The sequence below is a fragment of the Burkholderia sp. Bp9143 genome (assembly GCF_003853645.1).
Taxonomy (GTDB): Bacteria; Pseudomonadota; Gammaproteobacteria; order Burkholderiales; family Burkholderiaceae; genus Burkholderia.
The window spans coordinates 37442-56307 of the sequence record NZ_QTPO01000012.1 but is presented as its reverse complement, the minus strand read 5'-3'; the positions used below and the strand labels follow the sequence as shown (position 1 = coordinate 56307).

Below are 18866 nucleotides of genomic sequence, written 5' to 3'. Positions count from 1 at the left end.
TTAGCGGATGATGCCGCGTTGGGACGCGTCGATGAACTCGACGAGCGCGGTGACCGCTGCGTCGCCTTCGCCGCCCGAGGCCGCCAGCTCGCGCAACTGCACCTTCGCTTCCTCGAGCGACAGGCCGTTCTTGTACAGCAGGCGGTACGCGCTGCGCAGCGCCGAGATCGCGTCGGGCGAGAAACCGCGCCGGCGCAGGCCTTCGACGTTGATGCCGTGCGGCTCGGCCTTGTTGCCGGCCGCGATCACGAACGGCGGCACGTCCTGCACGAGCGCCGAGGCGCCACCCAGCATCGAGTGCGCACCGATGCGCACGAACTGGTGCACGCCCGACATCCCGCCGACGATCGCCCAGTCGCCGATCTCGACGTGCCCGGCCATCTGCGCGTTGCTCGACAGGATCACATTGTTGCCGACGCGGCAGTCATGACCGATGTGCACATAGGCCATGATCCAGTTGTCGTCGCCGAGCGTCGTCACGCCGACGTCCTGCACGGTGCCGGTGTGGATCGTCGTGAATTCGCGGATCGTGTTGCGGTTGCCGATCACGAGCTTCGTCGGCTCGTCCTTGTACTTCATGTCCTGCGGACGGCCGCCGACCGACGCGTAATGGCCGATGCGGTTGTCCTCGCCAAGCGTCGTGTAACCTTCGATCACGCTGTGCGAGCCGATCGTCGTACGCGCGCCGATCGTGACGTGCGGCCCGATGACCGCGTACGGCCCGATCTCGACGGACTCGTCGATCTGCGCGCCCGGTTCGACGATCGCGGTAGGATGAATCCTGGTCATGCGCCGTTGCCTCTCGATGTGATGTGTCGCGTTGCTCGCGTTTCGTTACCCATGCGTGCCGCGTCGCTCAGGGCGCCGCGTCGGCCGTCTTGACCGTGCACATCAGTTCGGCTTCCGCCGCCACCTTGCCGTCCACTTCCGCCACCGCCTTGAACTTCCAGATGCCGCGGATGTAGCGTTCGAACGTCACGTTCAGAATCAGTTGGTCGCCCGGTTCGACCACACGCTTGAAGCGCGCGCCATCGATGCCGACGAAGTAGTACAGCGTGTTTTCCGGATCCTTCGGCTGCTCTTCCGCGAACGTCAGCAGCGCGGCCGCCTGAGCGAGCGCCTCGAGGATCAGCACGCCCGGCATCACCGGCCGCTTCGGGAAATGCCCCTGGAAGAACGGCTCGTTGATCGACACGTTCTTCAGCGCTTTGATCCCCTTGTGCGGCTCGAGTTCGAGCACGCGATCAACGAGCAGAATCGGGTAGCGATGCGGCAGCAGCGTGAGGATCTTGTGGATGTCGAGATTGATTTTTTCAGTGCTCATGATGGTTCGTCTCACGCAGAGGCTGCGCGGTGGTGATGCAAAGGCTGAAGCGGGCCGCCCCGCGGCCCAGTCTGGCAAACCGGGCCGGATGCGCTGGCCGTGCCCGGTTCGTGGTCTCGCATGGTGACGGTCAGGCGTCCGTGCCGCCCTGGGCGGCCAGCGCGGTTTCGAGCGCCTTGATGCGGTCGCGCAACTTGTCGAGGTTGCGCACGAGCGCGGCACTCCGGTTCCATTCGCCGTGGTCGACGGCCGGGAATGCGCTCGTGTAGATGCCGGCCTTCGGCAGCGACTTCGACACGCCCGACTTCGCGGTGATGATGACATAGTCGCCGAGCGTCACGTGTCCGGCGATGCCCGCCGCGCCACCGATCATGCAGTGGCGGCCGATCGTCGTGCTGCCGGCGATGCCCGCACTGCCGGCGATCACCGTATACGCGCCGATCCGGCAGTTGTGGCCGATCTGGACCTGGTTGTCGATCTTCACGCATTCCTCGATGACGGTGTCCGCCATCGCGCCGCGATCGATCGTCGTGTTCGCGCCGATCTCGACGTCCGGGCCGACCGACACGCCGCCGACCTGCGGGATCTTGACCCAGCTGCCGGTGCGCGCATCGCCGTCGCCGACGAAATCCGGCGCGAAGCCGAAGCCGTCGGAGCCGATTACGGCACCCGAATGGATGATCGCGCGCGGGCCGATCTTGCAGCCGTGATACACCGATGCGTTCGGGTACAGGTGCGAACCGGCGCCGATCGTCGTGCCGCGGCCGACGAACACGTTCGCGTCGAGCTGCACGCCGTCCTCGATCACCGCGCCGGCCTCGACCGTCACGTGCGGACCGATCACCGCGCTCGCGGCAACCTGCGCGGCCGGATCGATCGTCGCGCTCGGATGCACGCCAGCCGCGCGCGGTGGCGTGGCAAGATCGATGAACATCTGCGCGACGCGCGCGAAGTACGCGTACGGATTCGGCGTCACGATGAAACTGCGACCATTGGCGGCCGCGCCGAGCTTTTCGAGATCCTTCGGCGCGATCAGTACCGCGCCGGCGCGGGTCGTCTCGACCTGCGACAGGTACTTCGGATTCGCGAGGAACGCGAGTTGCTGAGGGCCTGCCTGGTCGAGCGGCGCGAGGCCACCCACCTTGCACTGGGCGTCGCCGACGATCTCGCCGCCGAACCGCTTTACGAGTGCCTCAAGCGTCAATGCCATTCGTCGTCTGCTCCGTTCAGTTCGTCGAGCCGGACGCGAGCGCCTTGAGCACCTTGTCGGTGATGTCGATGCGCGGGCTGACATACACCGCTTCCTGCACGATCAGGTCGTAATTCTGCTGCTCGGCGATCTGCTTGATGACCTTGTTCGCGCGCTCCAGCACCGCCGCGAGTTCCTCGTTGCGGCGCTGGTTCAGGTCTTCGCGAAACTCGCGCTGCTTGCGCTGGAAGTCGGTATCGAGCTGTGCGAGATCGCGCTGCTTCTGCGCGCGATCGGCCGCCGACAGCGACGCACCGTTCTTGTCCAGCGAGTCGGACATCGACTTCAGGCGCGCCGCGAGGTCCTGCAGATCCTTGTCGCGCTTCGCGAACTCGGCTTCGAGCTTCGTCTGCGCCGCCTTGGCGGGCGCCGACTCGCGCAGGATCCGATCCGAATTGACCGCCGCGATGCGGGCGACGTCCTGAGCGTGTGCCGTCGCCGCGCCCAAGGCCAGCGCAACGGTCAGCGCACACATCACTCGTTTCGAAAACTTACCGGTTAGCAAAATTACCCTCTCGTTGCTGTTGTCATGCGTTCGATCAGAACGCCGTCCCGATCTGGAACTGGAATTTCTGGTACTGGTCGCCTTCGTGCTTCTGCAGCGGGAAGCCGAGGCTCAGCTTCAGCGGGCCGATCGGCGAGATCCACGCGAGACCCACGCCGTAGCCGTAACGCAGGCCGTTCGCGCCGGTACTCGTGCCGCCCGGCGCGTTGCCCCACACGTTACCGCCGTCGAGGAACGTGAACACGCGCAGCGTGCGGTCGTAGCCGGTGCCCGGCAGCGGGAACGTCAGCTCGATGTTGCCGACCACCATCTTCGAACCGCCGATCGGGTCGTTCGTCTTCGTGTCGCGCGGGCCCAGCGAGCTCGGCTCGTAGCCACGCACGGAGCCGATACCACCCGCGTAGTAGTTCTTGAAGATCGGATACGGGTTGCCGATGCCATTACCGTAGCCACCTTGCAGGTTCAGGCCCAGGATGAAGCCGCGCGAGAACGAATAGTAGTACTGCGCCTGCAGGTCGGCCTTGTAGTACTGGATCTTGCCCACCGGCACGCCGTATTCGACGTTCGCCTGCGTGAAGTAGCCGCGACTCGGGATCAGCGCGCTGTCACGCGCGTCGCGCGACCAGGCGACGGTCAACGGCACCGTGTTCGACACGCGGCCGAACTCGTTCACGTAATCCTGGTAGCTCTGCGGCGTGTTTGAGTCGACGTCGAGACGGTTCTGCTCGAAGCCCGCGCCGAAGTAGACGGTGTCGACTTCCGAGAACGGAATGCCGAATTTCAGGTTGCCGCCGGCGCTGATGATCCGGAAGCTCGAGCTCGTCGAATAGTAGAGCGGCTGGTACGTGCGGTAGTAGACGTCCGTGATCCGCTTGATACCGTCGACCGTGAAGTACGGGTCGACCTGGGTGACGGTCAACGTGCGGTAGCTCTTTGCGGTGTTGACGTTCACCGACAGGCTCGTGCCCGAGCCGAACACGTTGTCCTGCGACACGCCGGCCGACAGCACCACCTTGTCCGTCGACGAGAAGCCCGCGCCCAGCGTGATCGCGCCGGTCGGCTTTTCGTCGACCTTCACGTTCACGTCGACCTGGTCGTTCGTGCCTTCGACCGGCACCGTCGTCACGTCGACGTTGGTGAAGTAGCCGAGGCGGTTCACGCGGTCCTTCGACAGCGCGAGGCGGTTCGAATCGAACCACGAGCTTTCGAGCTGTCGCATCTCGCGGCGCACGACCTCGTCGCGCGTCCGCGTGTTGCCGACCACGTTGATGCGGCGCACGTACACGCGGCGGCTCGGATCGACGACGAGGTTCAGGTTCACCTTGTGGTTCGCCTGGTCGATGTCCGGCTGCGCGTTGACGGCCGCGAATGCGTAGCCGTATTCGCCGAGCTTGTCGACGATCGACTTCGTCGTCTGCTGCAGCTTTTCGGCCGAGAAGCGATCGCCCGGCTTGATCTTGATCAGCTTGTTCAGTTCGGCTTCGCGATCGAGCAGGTTGCCCGACAGCTTGATGCCCGACACCGTGTACGGCTCGCCTTCGTGCAGCGTGACCGTCAGGTACATGTCCTTCTTGTCGGGCGAGATCGACACCTGGGTCGATTCGATGTTGAACTCGAGGTAGCCGCGGTTCAGGTAGTACGAGCGCACGGCCTCGAGGTCGCCCGTCAGCTTTTCCTTCGAGTACAGGTCGTTTTTCGTGTACCAGGAGAACCAGTTCGGCGTCGACAACTGCATTTCGTCGCGCAGCGTGCTGGTGCTGAACGCCTTGTTGCCGATAAAGTTGATCTGGCGGATCTTCGCGCTCGGACCTTCGGCGACAGCGAACAGGATCGACACGCGATTCGCGTCAACCGGCGTGATCGTCGTCTTGACCTCGGCCGCGTAGAAGCCGCGCGTCAGGTACTGACGCTTGAGCTCCTGCTCCGCCTTGTCGACGAGCGCCTTGTCGTAGTAGCGGCCGTCGGCCAGACCGACCGCGCGCAGCGCCTTCGTCAGGTTGTCCTTGTCGAATTCCTTCGTGCCGGTGAAGTCGATCGACGCGATGGCCGGACGCTCCTGCACCTGCACGATCACGACGTTGCCCTGGGTGGCGATGCGCACATCGTTGAAGAAGCCCGTCGCGTACAGCGCGCGGATTGCTTCGGATGCCTTGTCGTCGGTGAAGGTATCGCCCTGCTTGATCGGCAGGTAGGCGAACACCGAACCCGCTTCGACGCGCTGCAACCCCTCGATCTTGATGTCTTGCACCACGAACGGTGCCGCTGCATGCGCCGCGAGGCCGTGCGCGGCGAGCGCGGCCGCTGCAACTGTCTTAGGTACAAAGCGATGAGGTTTGAACAACGTGCATCCCCAATATTTAGCTGCATCAAATCAGGCGGCGGCCGACTGGCCGCCGCCTGATGCTTCAGAAATGGATTAACCGAGCCAGGTCGTTGAACAGCGCAATCGCCGACAACGCGACGATGCAGATCAACCCGGCTCTTTGCAGAATCAGCTGCCAGCGCTCCGATACGGCCTTCCCGGTCGCGGCTTCAACCAGATAATATAACAGATGCCCCCCGTCCAAAACGGGAATCGGCAGCAAGTTCAGCACCCCGAGGCTAATGCTGACAAGGGCGAGGAACGACAGGAAGGCCGACGGACCGAGCCGCGCGCTCTTGCCCGCGTAGTCGGCAATCGTCACGGGGCCGGACAGATTCTTCAGCGACGCATCGCCCGTGATCATCCGCCCGAACATCCTCAGCGAATAAACGGCAATGTCCCACGTGCGGTGCGCGCCGAGTTGCAGGCTCTCGATCGGCCCGTAGCGCACGTCGACCGACGGCGTGTGCATCGACAGCGCCGCGCCGATGCGACCGACCTGCTGCCCCGTTTCATCGTCGCGCTGCGCCTGCGGCACGATCGATACCATCCGGGTGGCGCCGCCGCGGTCGACCTGCAGCTCGACCGCCTGGCCCGCATGGTGCTTCACCGCGTCGATGAAGCGCGATGCGCCGCCGATGGGCTTGCCGTCGAGCGCGAGCAGCTTGTCGCCGGCCTTCAGGCCTGCCTGCTCGGCCGCGCTGCCGGGCTGCACCGACGCCACCGACAGCGTGCCGCCGCCGGTCTCGAAGCCCAGGTGCATCATGAAATCGTCGTCGAGCGCGCTTTCGGGAACATTACGCAGGTCGATGCGGAAGTCGAACGTCGACGCGCCGCCGTCGCGCGCGCCGAGCACGACCTCGCGATGATCGAACGCGGCGGACAGCAGCTTCCAGCGCAGGTCCGACCACGAGCGCACCGGCACGGCGTCGCCGCCTTGCGCATTGCGGATCGAGACGATCGTCTCGCTGCCGTCGAAGCCCGCGCGAGCCGCCACCGTGCCGGCGGCCGGCGGCGCGAGCACCGCGGCCTGCTCGGTCACGCCGGTTGCGAATACAGCGGAAAACAGGACGATTGCCAACAGGAAGTTCGCGATCGGGCCGGCCGCGACAATCGCGATGCGCTTGAACACCGATTGCCGGTTGAACGCCTGGTCGAGTTCCTCGGGCTTGACGCCCGGCCCCGGCTCGCGTTCGTCGAGCATCTTCACGTAGCCGCCGAGCGGCAGTGCGGAGAGCGTCCACTCGGTGCCGGTCCTGCGGCTGACCCAGCGGGCGACGGGCTGGCCGAAGCCGATCGAGAAACGCAGCACCTTCACGCCGCACCAGCGCGCGACGCGATAATGTCCGTACTCATGCACGACGACCAGCACCCCGATCGCCACCGCAAACGCGATCAGTTCGACCAGCACGTTCATGAGCACCTCATTCAGACAGTGCGCTCCACGCGTGGCGCAGGCGCTTTCGCAATGATCTCGGCGGCGAGGCGGCGTGCCTCGGCATCCGCCGCCAGGACGTCGTCGAGCCCGTTCGGGTTGCGGTTCGGCAGTGCGTTGAGCACCGCATCGACCGTTGCCGCGATCGCCATGAAGCCGATCCGGCGCTCGAGAAACGCTTCGACCGCGATTTCGTTCGCCGCGTTCAACGCGGCGCTCGCGATACCGCCCTCTTCAAGCGCCTTCAGCGCGAGCGCGAGGCACGGGAAGCGCGTGTAGTCGGGCTTCTCGAACGACAGCTGCGCGATCTGCGCGAGGTCGAGCTGGTCGACACCCGCGTCGACGCGCTCCGGGAACGCCAGCGCGTGCGCGATCGGCGTGCGCATGTCGGGGTTGCCGAGCTGCGCGAGCACCGAGCCGTCGCGGTACGACACGAGCGAATGGATCACGCTCTGCGGGTGGATCAGCACGTCGATCCGGTCGCCGGCCAAGCCGAAGATCCAGTGCGCCTCGATCACCTCGAGGCCCTTGTTCATCATCGTCGCGGAATCGACGGAAATCTTGCGCCCCATCACCCAGTTCGGGTGCTTGCACGCCTCGTCCGGCGTCACGTCGACGAGCGTGGCCGGCTCGCGCGTGCGGAACGGGCCGCCCGACGCTGTCAGGATGATCTTCGAGATCCCGCCGTGCTCGTTCTCGTCGCGCGGCATGCACTGGAAGATCGCGTTGTGTTCGCTGTCGACCGGCAGCAGGATCGCGCCATGGTCGCGCACGGCGTCCATGAAGATCGCGCCCGACATCACGAGCGATTCCTTGTTCGCGAGCAGGATGCGCTTGCCGGCGCGCGCGGCCGCGAGGCTCGGCGCGAGGCCGGCCGCGCCGACGATCGCCGCGACGACCGTATCGCAGCCGTCGCTCTTCGACACGTCGACGAGCGCCTGCGGCCCGTACAGTACCGTGGTCTTGCTGCCCGCCGCGCGCAGTTTCGCCTCGACGTGCGCCGCCGTGTCCGCATCGCCGACCACCGCGACTTCGGGTGCGAAGCGCAGGCACTGCTCGACGAGCTTGTCGCCGTTGCGGTGCGCGGTCAACGCGTAGACCGAGAAACGCTCGGGATGGCGGGCGACCACGTCGAGCGTGCTGTCTCCGATCGAGCCCGTGGAACCGAGCAGTGTCAGACGTTTTTGCATAACAGAAATAGTGGTTTAACCAAGCAGCAGCATTGCGAGCGGCAGCACCGGCAGCAGCGCGTCGACGCGGTCGAGCACGCCGCCGTGACCGGGCAGCAGGCCGCTCGAATCCTTCACGCCCGCCTGACGCTTGAGCAGCGACTCGAACAGGTCGCCGATCACGCTGTACGCAACCAGCAGTGTCAGCGCGGCCCACGCGCCGGGCATCCCGTAGCGCGTCGCAAATGCGGAAAACAGGGTCGGCTCGAACCAGTGCGCGGCCATCGCGACACCCGCGACGACCATCACGGCGAGCCAGCCGCCGATCGCGCCTTCCCAGCTCTTCCCGGGACTGATCGTAATAGCGAGTTTACGCTTTCCGAAGGCCTTGCCCGCGAAATATGCACCGATATCGGCCAGCCATACGACCAGAAGCAGCGACAGCACGAACGGAACGCCCTGCGCACGCGCCGCGACGACCGCGTGCCAGCAGGCCGCGAACACCACGAATCCGGCCGCGAGAAGGAACGGCCGCCATACGCCGCCCGCGAGTTCCGGCTTGCGCCGCAGCGAGAACGGACCGACCAGCAGCCAGAACACGCCGGCCGCCATAAAAAGGGGACGGGATGAAGCGGCATCGACGCCGAGCGGCGCGGTCGCCGCGAGCGCCAGCGCCGCGACGATCGCATAGACCACGGAACCGGCCGCGCCGAGCTTCAGCAGGCGCGCCCATTCCCACGCGGCAAACACGAGCACGACGCCGATCAGCGCGCCGAACGCGGCAAGCGGCGCGAACAGCGTCACCGGCAGCAACACTGCCAGCATCACGACCGCCGTGATCACACGGGTCTTCAGCATGAAAGGGAATCGGCGTTCTGCGAGTGCGGTTCGAGCTGCGCGCTGGTGCGACCGAAACGGCGCTCGCGCTCGGTATACGACGCGATCGCGTCGGCCAGCGCCGCGCCGTCGAAGTCCGGCCAGTATTTGTCGGTGAAATAGAATTCGGCGTACGCGAGCTGCCACAGCAGGAAGTTGCTGACGCGCTGCTCGCCACCGGTACGGATGAAGAGATCGGGCTCCGGCGCATAGGCCATCGCCAGGTGCGGCGCGAACGCGTCTTCGGTCACGTCGACCTCGCGGCCCTCGCGCACGGCCTGCTCGACGAGCTTCTTCGTCGCCTGCAGGATGTCCCAGCGGCCGCCGTAGTTCGCGGCGATCGTCAGGGTCAGGCGGGTGTTGCGCGCCGTCTTGGTTTCGGCGCGGCGGATCAGTTCGCGGATGCGCGGCTCGAAGCGCTCGAGATCGCCCACCACCCGCAGGCGGATCCCGTTCGCATGCAGCTTGCCGATCTCACGCTCGAGCGCGGTGATGAACAGTCGCATCAGGAACGACACTTCGTCGTTCGGGCGGCGCCAGTTTTCCGAACTGAACGCGAACAGCGTCAGATATTCGACGCCGGCGCGTGCGCAGCCTTCGACCACCGCCCGCACGGCGTCCACGCCGCGGGTGTGCCCCGCGACGCGCGGCAAGCGGCGTTCGGTCGCCCAACGGCCGTTGCCGTCCATGATGATCGCGATATGACGCGGCACGGCGCCGACGTCAGGCACGCGAACAGTTGAGCTAGTATAGGTCATGGCCGTTGAGACAGTAATGCGGGAAGAAGGCGGCGCGCGAGGACGGTCGTCAGACCGTCATGATCTCGGCTTCCTTGCTCTGCACGAGCTTGTCGACTTCGGTAACGTGCTTGTCGGTCAGCTTCTGCACGTCGTCGCTCGCACGACGCTCGTCGTCTTCCGAGATTTCCTTGTCCTTCACGAGCTTCTTGAGCGCTTCGTTCGCGTCGCGGCGCAGGTTGCGGATCGCGACCTTGGCCGTTTCGCCTTCGCTCTTGACTACCTTCGTCAGCTCGCGGCGGCGCTCTTCCGTCAGCGCCGGCATCGGCACGCGGATCAGGTCGCCGGCCGTTGCCGGGTTCAGGCCGAGATCGGCTTCGCGGATGGCCTTCTCGACCTTCGCGACCATGTTCTTTTCCCACGGCTGCACGCCGATCGTGCGTGCGTCGACGAGCGTCAGGTTCGCAACCTGCGAGATCGGCACCATCGAGCCATAGTAGTCGACCTGCACGTGATCGAGCAGACCGGTATGCGCACGGCCCGTGCGGATCTTCGCCAGATCGTTCTTGAACGCTTCGATCGAGCGCTGCATCTTCTGCTCTACGCCCTTCTTGACATCAGCGACACTCATTTCAACCTCCAAACCTTCCAACCTTCAAAGAACGCGGGCCCCGCCCGGCGCGCGACGCACCGCGGCCGACAACCCACGCCGCTTGCCCGCATCCGCGGGAGTTTACACGTGGACGAGCGTACCTTCGTCCTCGCCCAGCACGATACGCTTGAGCGCGCCCGGCTTGTTGATCGAAAACACACGAATCGGCAGCTTCTGGTCGCGGCACAGCGCGAAGGCCGTCGCGTCCATCACCTGCAGATTGCGGCTGATCGCCTCGTCGAAGCTGATCGTCGTGTAGCGCGTGGCCGACGGATCCTTCTTCGGATCGGCAGAATATACGCCATCGACCTTGGTCGCCTTCAGTACGACCTCGGCGCCCACTTCCGAACCGCGCAGCGCGGCGGCCGTGTCCGTCGTGAAGAACGGGTTGCCCGTGCCGGCCGCGAAGATCACGACCTTGCCTTCCTCGAGCTGGCGGATCGCGCGGGGCCGGATGTACGGCTCGACGACCTGGTCCATGCGCAGCGCGGACTGCACGCGCGCGACGATGCCGGCGTGGCGCATCGCATCCTGCAGCGCCAGCGCGTTCATCATCGTCGCCAGCATCCCCATGTAGTCGGCCGTCGCGCGGTCCATGCCCGCCGCACCGCCCGCGACACCGCGGAAAATGTTACCGCCGCCGATCACGACCGCGAGCTGCGTACCGAGACCCACAACTTCGGCGATATCCGCCACCATCCGTTCGATCGTCGCGCGATTGATGCCGAAGGCATCGTCGCCCATCAGCGCTTCGCCGGAGAGTTTGAGGAGGACGCGTTTATAGGCATTGGACATAGGGGCTTCCGAGCGACGAGAGGATGACAACCACGAACTGTAGGGGCGAAATACTGATTCGGGCAAGCGCCGACGGTCGGACCGGGGTTCCCGGCCGGACGGCGGCGCCGCCGGCCGCGGCGGAGCGGACGCCCGCCGCGGATACTGCCTGACTGCTTACTGCTGCTTTGCTGCTGCGACTTGCGCGGCCACTTCGGCGGCGAAGTCGTCCTGACGCTTCTCGATGCCTTCGCCGACGACGAACAGCGCGAACTTCTGCACCGTCGAATCCGCTGCCTTCAGCATCTGCTCGATCGTCTGCTTGTCGTTCTTCACGAACGTCTGGTTCAGCAGCGACACTTCCTTCAGATACTTCTGGACGCTGCCGTCGACCATCTTCGCGACGATTTCAGCCGGCTTGCCCGATTCGGCAGCCTTCTGCTCGGCCACGCGGCGTTCCGTCTCGATCAGTTCCGCCGGCACGTCGGCCGACGACAGCGCGACCGGCTTCATCGCGGCGATGTGCATCGCGACGTCCTTGCCGACCTGCTCTTCAGCACCCGTGTACTCGACGATCACGCCGATACGCGCGCCGTGCAGGTACGTTGCGATCTTGTTCGCGGTTTCGAAACGGACGAAACGGCGGATCGACACGTTCTCGCCGATCTTGCCGATCAGGGCCAGACGGACTGCGTCGACGGTCGAGCCTTCGAGCGGCAGTGCCGACAGTGCTGCCACGTCGGCCGGGTTTTGCGTCGCGACGAGTTCTGCGACCGTCTTCGAGAATGCGAGGAAGTCGTCGTTCTTCGCGACGAAGTCGGTTTCGCAGTTCAGTTCGACCAGCGCGCCTGCGTTGCCGCCGACGAACGATGCGACGACGCCTTCGGCCGTCACGCGCGATGCCGCCTTGCTTGCCTTGTTGCCGAGCTTGACGCGCAGCAGCTCTTCAGCCTTGGCCAGGTCGCCGTCGGCTTCCGTCAGCGCCTTCTTGCACTCCATCATCGGTGCGTCGGTCTTTGCGCGCAGTTCTGCCACCATGCTTGCGGTAATTGCCGCCATCATTCGCTCCTTGAGTCTGTATTCACAACGCCGCCCGCTTGGACGCGAACGGCCGAAAATCGTTTCCGGACCCGCGCCGATTCGGCGCGATCAGGTCCGGCGCACAAGCTTAAAAAAAGGGGGCCTGTTGAGAGCCCCCTTTTTGCGCCGGCTCGGGGCCAGTTACGCGTTTTCCTCGACGTACTCGTCGTCGCCACGCGCTGCCTGGACCACTTCGTTGACCGCGTTCGCACGGCCTTCCAGGATCGCGTCGGCCACGCCTTCAGCGTACAGCGCGACTGCCTTGCTCGAGTCGTCGTTACCCGGGATCACGTAGTCCACACCTTCCGGCGAGTGGTTCGTATCGACCACGGCGATGACCGGCACGCCCAGCTTGTTCGCTTCCGTGACGGCAATCTTGTGGTAGCCGACGTCGACGACGAAGATTGCGTCCGGAATGCCGCCCATGTCCTTCACGCCGCCGATCGACTTCTGCAGCTTGGCGATTTCGCGTTCGAACAGCAGCGCTTCCTTCTTGCTCATCTTCTCGAGCTCACCTGCCTCGACTGCCGCTTCCATGTCCTTCAGGCGCTTGATCGATACCTTCAGCGTCTTGAAGTTGGTCATCATGCCGCCGAGCCAGCGTGCGTTGACGTACGGCATGCCCGCACGTTGCGCTTCCTGGGCGATCGTGTCACGCGACTGGCGCTTCGTGCCGACGAACAGGATCGTGCCGCGGTTCGCTGCCAGCTGGCGCACGTACTTCTGTGCGTCCGTGAACATCGGCAGCGTCTTTTCGAGGTTGATGATGTGAATCTTGTTGCGGTGACCGAAAATGAACGGAGCCATCTTCGGGTTCCAGAAGCGCGTCTGGTGACCGAAGTGGACACCCGCTTCCAGCATTTGGCGCATCGTGACTGCCATGTAAATTCTCCACGAGGGTTGGGTCTTAAGCCGGCCGCCGTACCGCCGCGCGAACGCGCCCCGAAGGACTTCCGTTCCGCACGGTCGGCACCCTGGTTGCGCCGGCTTGCGATTCGGCACGTGCGAAAATGCCCATGCCGCAAGCCTTTCATCGCCACACCGCCCCAAAACGGGGCATGTTCGGCATTTGGATGTCGACTTAGCCAAAGAGTATAGCACGCCGATTTGTCGGCTCTCAAGCCACCCGCCACTTTCGCTTGCCGCGCGGCAGTCGGCCGGACAATCCGCGAAAACCCGCATCGGCACCGCCGGCAGGGGCTGCGAGGCCCGCCATAAGGTGCGATAATCCATTAATTCACCGCATTCCAGGCATACCTCGATGGCTATTACGCTCAAAAACGAACACGACATCGCCGAGATGCGCGTCGCCTGCCGTCTCGCGAGCGAAGTGCTCGACTTCATCACGCCGCACGTCGTCGCGGGCGTCACGACCGCCGAACTCGACCGGCTCTGTCACGAATTCATGCTCAACGAGCAGGGCACGATCCCCGCGCCGCTGAATTATCAGCCGCCCGGCTATCCGCCGTACCCGAAGGCCACCTGCATCTCGGTCAACGACGTGATCTGCCACGGCATTCCGGGCGAGAAGGTGATCAAGAACGGCGACGCGCTGAACATCGACGTCACCGTGATCAAGAACGGCTACTTCGGCGACACCAGCCGGATGTTCATCGTCGGCGAGGGCTCGATCCTCGCGAAGCGTCTCGTACAGACCACCTACGAGTGCATGTGGCTCGGCATCGATCAGGTCAAGCCCGGCGCGCACCTCGGCGACATCGGCTACGCGATCCAGAAGCACGCGGAAGCGCAGGGCTACAGCGTCGTGCGCGAATACTGCGGTCACGGCATCGGCACGGTGTTCCATGAGGATCCGCAGGTCGTCCACTACGGCCGCCCGGGCACCGGCATCGAGCTGAAGGCCGGGATGATCTTCACGATCGAGCCGATGATCAACGCCGGCAAGCGCGACATCCGCACGATGCCCGACCAATGGACGGTCAAGACGCGCGACCGCAGCCTGTCCGCGCAGTGGGAGCACACGGTGCTCGTCACCGAAACGGGCTACGAGGTGCTGACCGTGTCCGCCGGCACGCCGGCGCGCCCGGTGTTCGCGCAACCGGCCGCCGCGGTCTGAGCGCCGGCCCGCCCCACCCGCCCCTGACCTGAACGGCCGCCCATGAGCGCTCACGCCGCCCCCTCGCCCGAAGCGCTGTCGCGCCGCGCCGAATTCAAGGCCGCCAAGGCCGACATGCTCGAGCGCTTTCGCAGCGCGACGAACGTCGCATCGCTGATGCACGCGCTGTCAAAACTCACCGACGATGCGCTCAAGCGCGTGTGGGACGACTGCGGGCTGCCCGCGACGCTCGCGCTCGTCGCCGTCGGCGGCTACGGGCGCGGCGAGCTCGCACCGCACTCCGACGTCGACATCCTGGTGCTGCTGCCCGATCAGCACGACCCGGCGCTAGACGCGCGCATCGAGCGCTTCATCGGGATGGCATGGGATCTCGGCCTCGAGATCGGCAGCAGCGTTCGCACGGTTGCCCAATGCATCGAGGAAGCGTCGCAGGACGTCACCGTGCAGACCTCGCTGCTCGAGGCGCGCCGCATCGTCGGCAGCACCGCGCTGTTCGAACGCTTCACCCTGCGGTATCACGAGGCGCTCGATGCGCGCGCGTTCTTTACCGCGAAGGTGCTCGAGATGCGCCAGCGCCACGCGAAGTTCCAGGACACGCCGTACAGCCTCGAGCCGAACGTGAAGGAAAGCCCCGGCGGGCTGCGCGACCTGCAGACGATCCTCTGGATCGCACGCGCGGCCGGCTTCGGCAGCAGCTGGCGCGAACTCGACACGCGCGGTCTCATCACCGATCGCGAGGCGCGTGAGCTGCGCCGCAACGAAGGATTCCTGAAGACGCTGCGTGCACGGCTGCACGTGATCGCCGGCCGCCGCCAGGACGTGCTCGTGTTCGACCTGCAGACGCAGGCCGCCGAGAGCTTCGGCTACCGGCCGACGCAGGCCAAGCGCGCGAGCGAGCAACTGATGCGCCGCTACTACTGGGCCGCGAAAGCGGTCACGCAGCTCGCGACGATCCTGATCCAGAACATCGAGGCGCAACTGTTCCCCGCGACGAGCGGCATCACGCGCGTGCTGTCGCCCGATCGCTTCGTCGAGAAGCAGGGCATGCTCGAGATCGTCGACGACGGCGTGTTCGAACGCCATCCCGACGCGATCCTCGAAGCGTTCCTGCTGTACGAGGCAACCCGCGGCGTGAAGGGCCTGTCGGCCCGCACGCTGCGCGCGCTGTACAACTCGCGGGAGATCATGAACCACACGTGGCGGCGCGATCCTCAGAACCGCCGCACGTTCATGCAGATCCTGCAGCAGCCCGAAGGCATCACGCATGCGTTCCGGCTGATGAACCAGACGAGCGTGCTCGGCCGCTACCTGCTGAATTTCCGCCGCATCGTCGGCCAGATGCAGCACGACCTGTACCACGTGTACACGGTCGACCAGCACATCCTGATGGTGTTGCGCAACATCCGCCGCTTCGCGGTGGCCGAGCATGCGCACGAGTACCCGTTCTGCAGCCAGTTGATCGGCAATTTCGAGCGCCCGTGGGTGCTGTATGTCGCGGCGCTGTTCCACGACATCGCGAAAGGCCGCGGCGGCGACCACTCGACGCTCGGGATGGCCGACGCGAGGCGCTTCTGCCGAGAGCACGGGATCACCGGCGACGACGCGGCGCTGATCGTGTGGCTCGTCCAGCATCACCTGACGATGAGCCAGGTCGCGCAGAAGCAGGACACGAGCGACCCTGACGTCATCAAGCGCTTCGCCGAAGTCGTCGGCAACGAACGGTACCTCACCGCGCTCTACCTGCTGACCGTCGCCGATATCCGCGGCACGAGTCCGAAGGTATGGAACACGTGGAAAGGCAAGCTGCTCGAGGACCTTTACCGCATCACGCTCGCGGTGCTCGGCGGCGCCAATCCCGACGCGCATTCGGAACTGAAGTCGCGGCAGGAGCAGGCGCTCGCGCTGCTGCGTCTCGAGACCGTGCCCGACGACGCGCACCGTGCGCTGTGGGATCAGCTCGACATCGGCTTCTTCCTGCGCCACGACGCGGCAGACATCGCATGGCAGACGCGCGTGCTGTACCGGCACGTGAACGCCGAGACCGCAATCGTCCGTGCGCGGCCGTCGCCGATCGGCGACGCGCTTCAGGTGCTCGTGTACGTGAAGGACCGCCCCGACCTGTTCGCGGGCATCTGTGCGTACTTCGACCGCAACGGGCTGTCGGTGCTCGATGCGCGCGTCAGCACGACGCGGCACGGCTATGCGCTCGACAACTTCATCGTCACGCAGACCGAACGCGACGTGCGCTACCGCGACATCGCGAATCTCGTCGAACAGCAACTCGCGACGCGCCTGGCCGAAACCGCGTCGCTGCCGGAGCCGTCCAAGGGCCGCCTGTCGCGGCTATCCCGGACGTTTCCGATCACGCCGCGTGTCGACCTCCGGGCCGACGAGCGCGGCCAGTACTACATCCTGTCCGTGTCCGCCAACGACCGGCCGGGCCTTCTCTATTCGATCGCGCGCGTCCTGGCCGAGCATCAGGTCGGCGTCCACGCGGCGCGGATCAATACGCTCGGCGAACGCGTCGAGGACATCTTCCTGCTCGATGGTGCCGGCCTGTCCGACAACCGCCTGCAGATCCAGCTCGAAACCGAATTGCTGCGCGCGATCGCAGTCTGAATGAATCCCAGCGTTTATGCGCACCAAATTGACCGTCAAGAATCCGCGGCCGGCGTCGCCGACCCGCGCACCCGTCCGCTCCGGCAGCCTCGTCGCCCGCAAGGCGGTGCGCCCCGCCGCGCCGTCCGCGGCCGACAAGCCGCCGCGCCCGAAGAAGGCCGCCGCACCGGCCGCCGCCGGCGAACGCGCATTCAAGCCGCGCGGCGAGGGTCCCGGTGCGGATCGCGCGCCGGCGAAGCGCGCGCCGCGTGACGGCGGTGCTGAACGCGGCTATCGCAGCGACAACGAGCCGCGGCCGCGTCGCGCAGGCGCCGAAGGCGGCGCCCGCGCACCGTATCGAGACAAGGCAGCCGGCGAAGGCACGAAGCGCAGCTTCGGCGAGCGCCGTACGTCGTCCGATCGTCCGGCACGTCGCAACGACGACGATACACGCCCGCGCCGTGCAGGCGCCGAAGGCGGCGCACGCGCACCGTATCGCGACAAAGCAGAGGGCTACGGCGAGAAACGCAGCTTCGGCGAACGCCGTGCGTCGTCCGATCGTCCGGCACGTCGCAACGACGATGATGCACGCCCGCGCCGCGCAGGCGCCGAAGGCGGCGCACGCGCACCGTATCGCGACAAAGCAGAGGGCTACGGCGAGAAACGCAGCTTCGGCGAACGCCGTGCGTCGTCCGATCGTCCGGCACGTCGCAACGACGACGAGGCACGCCCGCGCCGTGCAGGCGCCGAAGGCGGCGCGCGTGCGCCCTATCGCGACAAGGCAGCCGGCGAAGGTGAAAAGCGCGGCTTCGGCGAACGCCGCGCGTCATCCGACCGTCCGGCGCGTCGCAACGACGACGACGCGCGTCCGCGCCGTGCAGGCGCCGAAGGCGGCACACGTGCACCCTACCGCGACAAAGCCACCGGCGATGCACCGAAGCGCAGCTTCGGCGACCGCCGTACGTCGTCCGACCGCCCCGCGCGTCGCGGCGACGACGATGCACGCCCGCGCCGCGCAGGTGCCGAAGGCGGCGCACGCACGCCCTATCGCGACAAGGCAGCCGGCTACGGTGAAAAGCGCAGCTTCGGCGAGCGCCGCACGTCGTCCGATCGCCCGGCTCGCCCCGCACGCGACGGCGAGCGCGGCGGCACCGAACGCCGCTCGACCGACGCCGCGCTGAAGACTGCACAACCGGTCAAGCGCCGCGCCGCCGACGTCGACCACGGCGACGAAACGGGCCTGATGCGCCTGTCGAAGCGCATGTCCGAACTCGGCCTGTGCTCGCGCCGCGAAGCCGACGAGTGGATCGAAAAGGGCTGGGTGCTCGTCGACGGTGAACGCATCGACACACTCGGCACCAAGGTCCGCCCGGACCAGAAGATCGAGATCGACGAGCGCGCGAGCGCCGCGCAGGCTGCGCAGGTGACGATCCTGCTGCACAAGCCGGTCGGCTATGTGTCAGGGCAGGCGGAAGACGGCTACGAGCCGGCATCGGTGCTGATCACGCGCGCCAACCAGTGGAGCGGCGACCGCTCGCCGCTGCGCTTCTCGCCGCAGCACCTGCATGCGCTCGCGCCGGCCGGGCGGCTCGACATCGATTCGACCGGCCTGCTCGTGCTGACGCAGAACGGCCGGATCGCGAAGCAGCTGATCGGCGAGCAGTCGGACATCGACAAGGAGTACCTGGTGCGCGTGCGCTTCGGCGAACGGCTGCTCGACATCGACCAGCACTTCCCCGCCGAATCGCTCGCGAAGCTGCGCCACGGCCTCGAGCTCGACGGCGTCCCGCTGAAGCCGGCGATGGTGAGCTGGCAGAACGGCGAACAGCTGCGTTTCGTGCTGCGCGAAGGCAAGAAGCGCCAGATCCGCCGGATGTGCGAACTGGTCGGCCTCGAAGTGATCGGCCTGAAGCGCGTGCGGATGGGCCGCGTGATGCTCGGCGCGCTGCCGCAGGGGCAATGGCGCTACCTGTCGGCCGACGAATCGTTCTGACAGCGGGCACGCGCTACGTGCCACGCAATGAAAAA

The 18866-nt window shown here is 66.1% G+C and carries 16 protein-coding genes; 3 read left to right on the top strand and 13 right to left on the bottom strand.

Going from position 1 to position 18866, the window contains the following annotated elements; translation table 11 throughout:
• The 13 genes from lpxA to rpsB all read right to left on the bottom strand — a co-directional run bounded on the left by lpxA (position 1) and on the right by rpsB (position 13045).
• Complete coding sequence (gene lpxA, locus DIE23_RS11445; RefSeq protein WP_124612225.1) at positions 1-789, bottom strand: acyl-ACP--UDP-N-acetylglucosamine O-acyltransferase; 789 nt, start codon at positions 787-789, stop codon at positions 1-3.
• A gap of 67 nt (positions 790-856) precedes the next feature.
• Complete coding sequence (gene fabZ / locus DIE23_RS11440) at positions 857-1324, bottom strand: 3-hydroxyacyl-ACP dehydratase FabZ (RefSeq protein WP_006495559.1); 468 nt, start codon at positions 1322-1324, stop codon at positions 857-859.
• Positions 1325-1454: 130 nt separating this feature from the next.
• A complete protein-coding gene (gene lpxD, locus DIE23_RS11435) occupies positions 1455-2534 on the bottom strand; it encodes a UDP-3-O-(3-hydroxymyristoyl)glucosamine N-acyltransferase (RefSeq protein WP_124612224.1) in 1080 nt (359 codons plus the stop codon).
• 16 nt (positions 2535-2550) lie between these two features.
• Positions 2551-3048: an OmpH family outer membrane protein gene (locus tag DIE23_RS11430; protein ID WP_040144479.1), complete on the bottom strand. Its 498-nt coding sequence runs from the start codon at positions 3046-3048 to the stop codon at positions 2551-2553.
• Positions 3049-3112: 64 nt separating this feature from the next.
• Positions 3113-5419, bottom strand: a complete 2307-nt coding sequence (gene bamA / locus DIE23_RS11425; RefSeq protein ID WP_124612223.1) for an outer membrane protein assembly factor BamA — start codon at positions 5417-5419, stop codon at positions 3113-3115.
• Positions 5420-5483: 64 nt separating this feature from the next.
• Entirely contained in the window at positions 5484-6857 is a 1374-nt protein-coding gene (gene rseP / locus DIE23_RS11420) for an RIP metalloprotease RseP (RefSeq protein ID WP_124612222.1), read from the bottom strand.
• An 11-nt stretch (positions 6858-6868) separates the two neighbouring features.
• Complete coding sequence (locus DIE23_RS11415; RefSeq protein ID WP_124612221.1) at positions 6869-8065, bottom strand: 1-deoxy-D-xylulose-5-phosphate reductoisomerase; 1197 nt, start codon at positions 8063-8065, stop codon at positions 6869-6871.
• Positions 8066-8080: 15 nt separating this feature from the next.
• Complete coding sequence (locus tag DIE23_RS11410) at positions 8081-8902, bottom strand: phosphatidate cytidylyltransferase (RefSeq protein ID WP_124612220.1); 822 nt, start codon at positions 8900-8902, stop codon at positions 8081-8083.
• The gene (uppS, locus tag DIE23_RS11405; protein ID WP_124612219.1) at positions 8896-9678 is read right to left on the bottom strand and encodes a polyprenyl diphosphate synthase; all 783 of its coding nucleotides are present in this window, start codon (positions 9676-9678) and stop codon (positions 8896-8898) included. Before uppS ends, DIE23_RS11410 begins: the two co-directional genes overlap by 7 nt.
• A 49-nt stretch (positions 9679-9727) precedes the next feature.
• A complete protein-coding gene (gene frr, locus DIE23_RS11400) occupies positions 9728-10288 on the bottom strand; it encodes a ribosome recycling factor (protein WP_124612218.1) in 561 nt (186 codons plus the stop codon).
• A gap of 102 nt (positions 10289-10390) precedes the next feature.
• On the bottom strand, positions 10391-11104 hold the full coding sequence (gene pyrH, locus DIE23_RS11395; RefSeq protein ID WP_011885142.1) for a UMP kinase: 714 nt from the start codon (positions 11102-11104) through the stop codon (positions 10391-10393).
• Positions 11105-11260: 156 nt separating this feature from the next.
• Entirely contained in the window at positions 11261-12142 is an 882-nt protein-coding gene (tsf, locus tag DIE23_RS11390; protein WP_014896733.1) for a translation elongation factor Ts, read from the bottom strand.
• Positions 12143-12304: 162 nt separating this feature from the next.
• On the bottom strand, positions 12305-13045 hold the full coding sequence (gene rpsB / locus DIE23_RS11385; protein ID WP_006483818.1) for a 30S ribosomal protein S2: 741 nt from the start codon (positions 13043-13045) through the stop codon (positions 12305-12307).
• A 379-nt stretch (positions 13046-13424) separates the two neighbouring features.
• Between rpsB and map the strand changes: the two genes are divergently transcribed.
• Genes map through DIE23_RS11365 form a run of 3 tightly spaced genes read left to right on the top strand, consistent with a single transcriptional unit; the run spans position 13425 to position 18831 of the window.
• Positions 13425-14240 (top strand): type I methionyl aminopeptidase, encoded by an 816-nt coding sequence (map, locus tag DIE23_RS11375; protein ID WP_006752148.1) that lies wholly within the window; start codon positions 13425-13427, stop codon positions 14238-14240.
• Positions 14241-14282: 42 nt separating this feature from the next.
• Positions 14283-16859, top strand: a complete 2577-nt coding sequence (locus DIE23_RS11370; RefSeq protein ID WP_124612217.1) for a [protein-PII] uridylyltransferase — start codon at positions 14283-14285, stop codon at positions 16857-16859.
• Positions 16860-16875: 16 nt separating this feature from the next.
• Positions 16876-18831, top strand: coding sequence for a pseudouridine synthase (locus tag DIE23_RS11365; protein WP_124612216.1), 1956 nt, complete (start codon positions 16876-16878; stop codon positions 18829-18831).
• Positions 18832-18866: the final 35 nt, after the last annotated feature.

Coding starts and splice junctions, on each gene's coding strand:
- DIE23_RS11415 (WP_124612221.1), bottom strand. CDS start 8,065: ATGCAAAAACGTCTGACACTGCTCGGTTCCACGGGCTCGATCGGAGAC.
- map (WP_006752148.1), top strand. CDS start 13,425: ATGGCTATTACGCTCAAAAACGAACACGACATCGCCGAGATGCGCGTC.
- DIE23_RS11430 (WP_040144479.1), bottom strand. CDS start 3,048: ATGTGTGCGCTGACCGTTGCGCTGGCCTTGGGCGCGGCGACGGCACAC.
- fabZ (WP_006495559.1), bottom strand. CDS start 1,324: ATGAGCACTGAAAAAATCAATCTCGACATCCACAAGATCCTCACGCTG.
- pyrH (WP_011885142.1), bottom strand. CDS start 11,104: ATGTCCAATGCCTATAAACGCGTCCTCCTCAAACTCTCCGGCGAAGCG.
- uppS (WP_124612219.1), bottom strand. CDS start 9,678: ATGACCTATACTAGCTCAACTGTTCGCGTGCCTGACGTCGGCGCCGTG.
- lpxA (WP_124612225.1), bottom strand. CDS start 789: ATGACCAGGATTCATCCTACCGCGATCGTCGAACCGGGCGCGCAGATC.
- frr (WP_124612218.1), bottom strand. CDS start 10,288: ATGAGTGTCGCTGATGTCAAGAAGGGCGTAGAGCAGAAGATGCAGCGC.
- DIE23_RS11370 (WP_124612217.1), top strand. CDS start 14,283: ATGAGCGCTCACGCCGCCCCCTCGCCCGAAGCGCTGTCGCGCCGCGCC.
- rpsB (WP_006483818.1), bottom strand. CDS start 13,045: ATGGCAGTCACGATGCGCCAAATGCTGGAAGCGGGTGTCCACTTCGGT.
- lpxD (WP_124612224.1), bottom strand. CDS start 2,534: ATGGCATTGACGCTTGAGGCACTCGTAAAGCGGTTCGGCGGCGAGATC.
- tsf (WP_014896733.1), bottom strand. CDS start 12,142: ATGGCGGCAATTACCGCAAGCATGGTGGCAGAACTGCGCGCAAAGACC.
- DIE23_RS11365 (WP_124612216.1), top strand. CDS start 16,876: ATGCGCACCAAATTGACCGTCAAGAATCCGCGGCCGGCGTCGCCGACC.
- DIE23_RS11410 (WP_124612220.1), bottom strand. CDS start 8,902: ATGCTGAAGACCCGTGTGATCACGGCGGTCGTGATGCTGGCAGTGTTG.
- rseP (WP_124612222.1), bottom strand. CDS start 6,857: ATGAACGTGCTGGTCGAACTGATCGCGTTTGCGGTGGCGATCGGGGTG.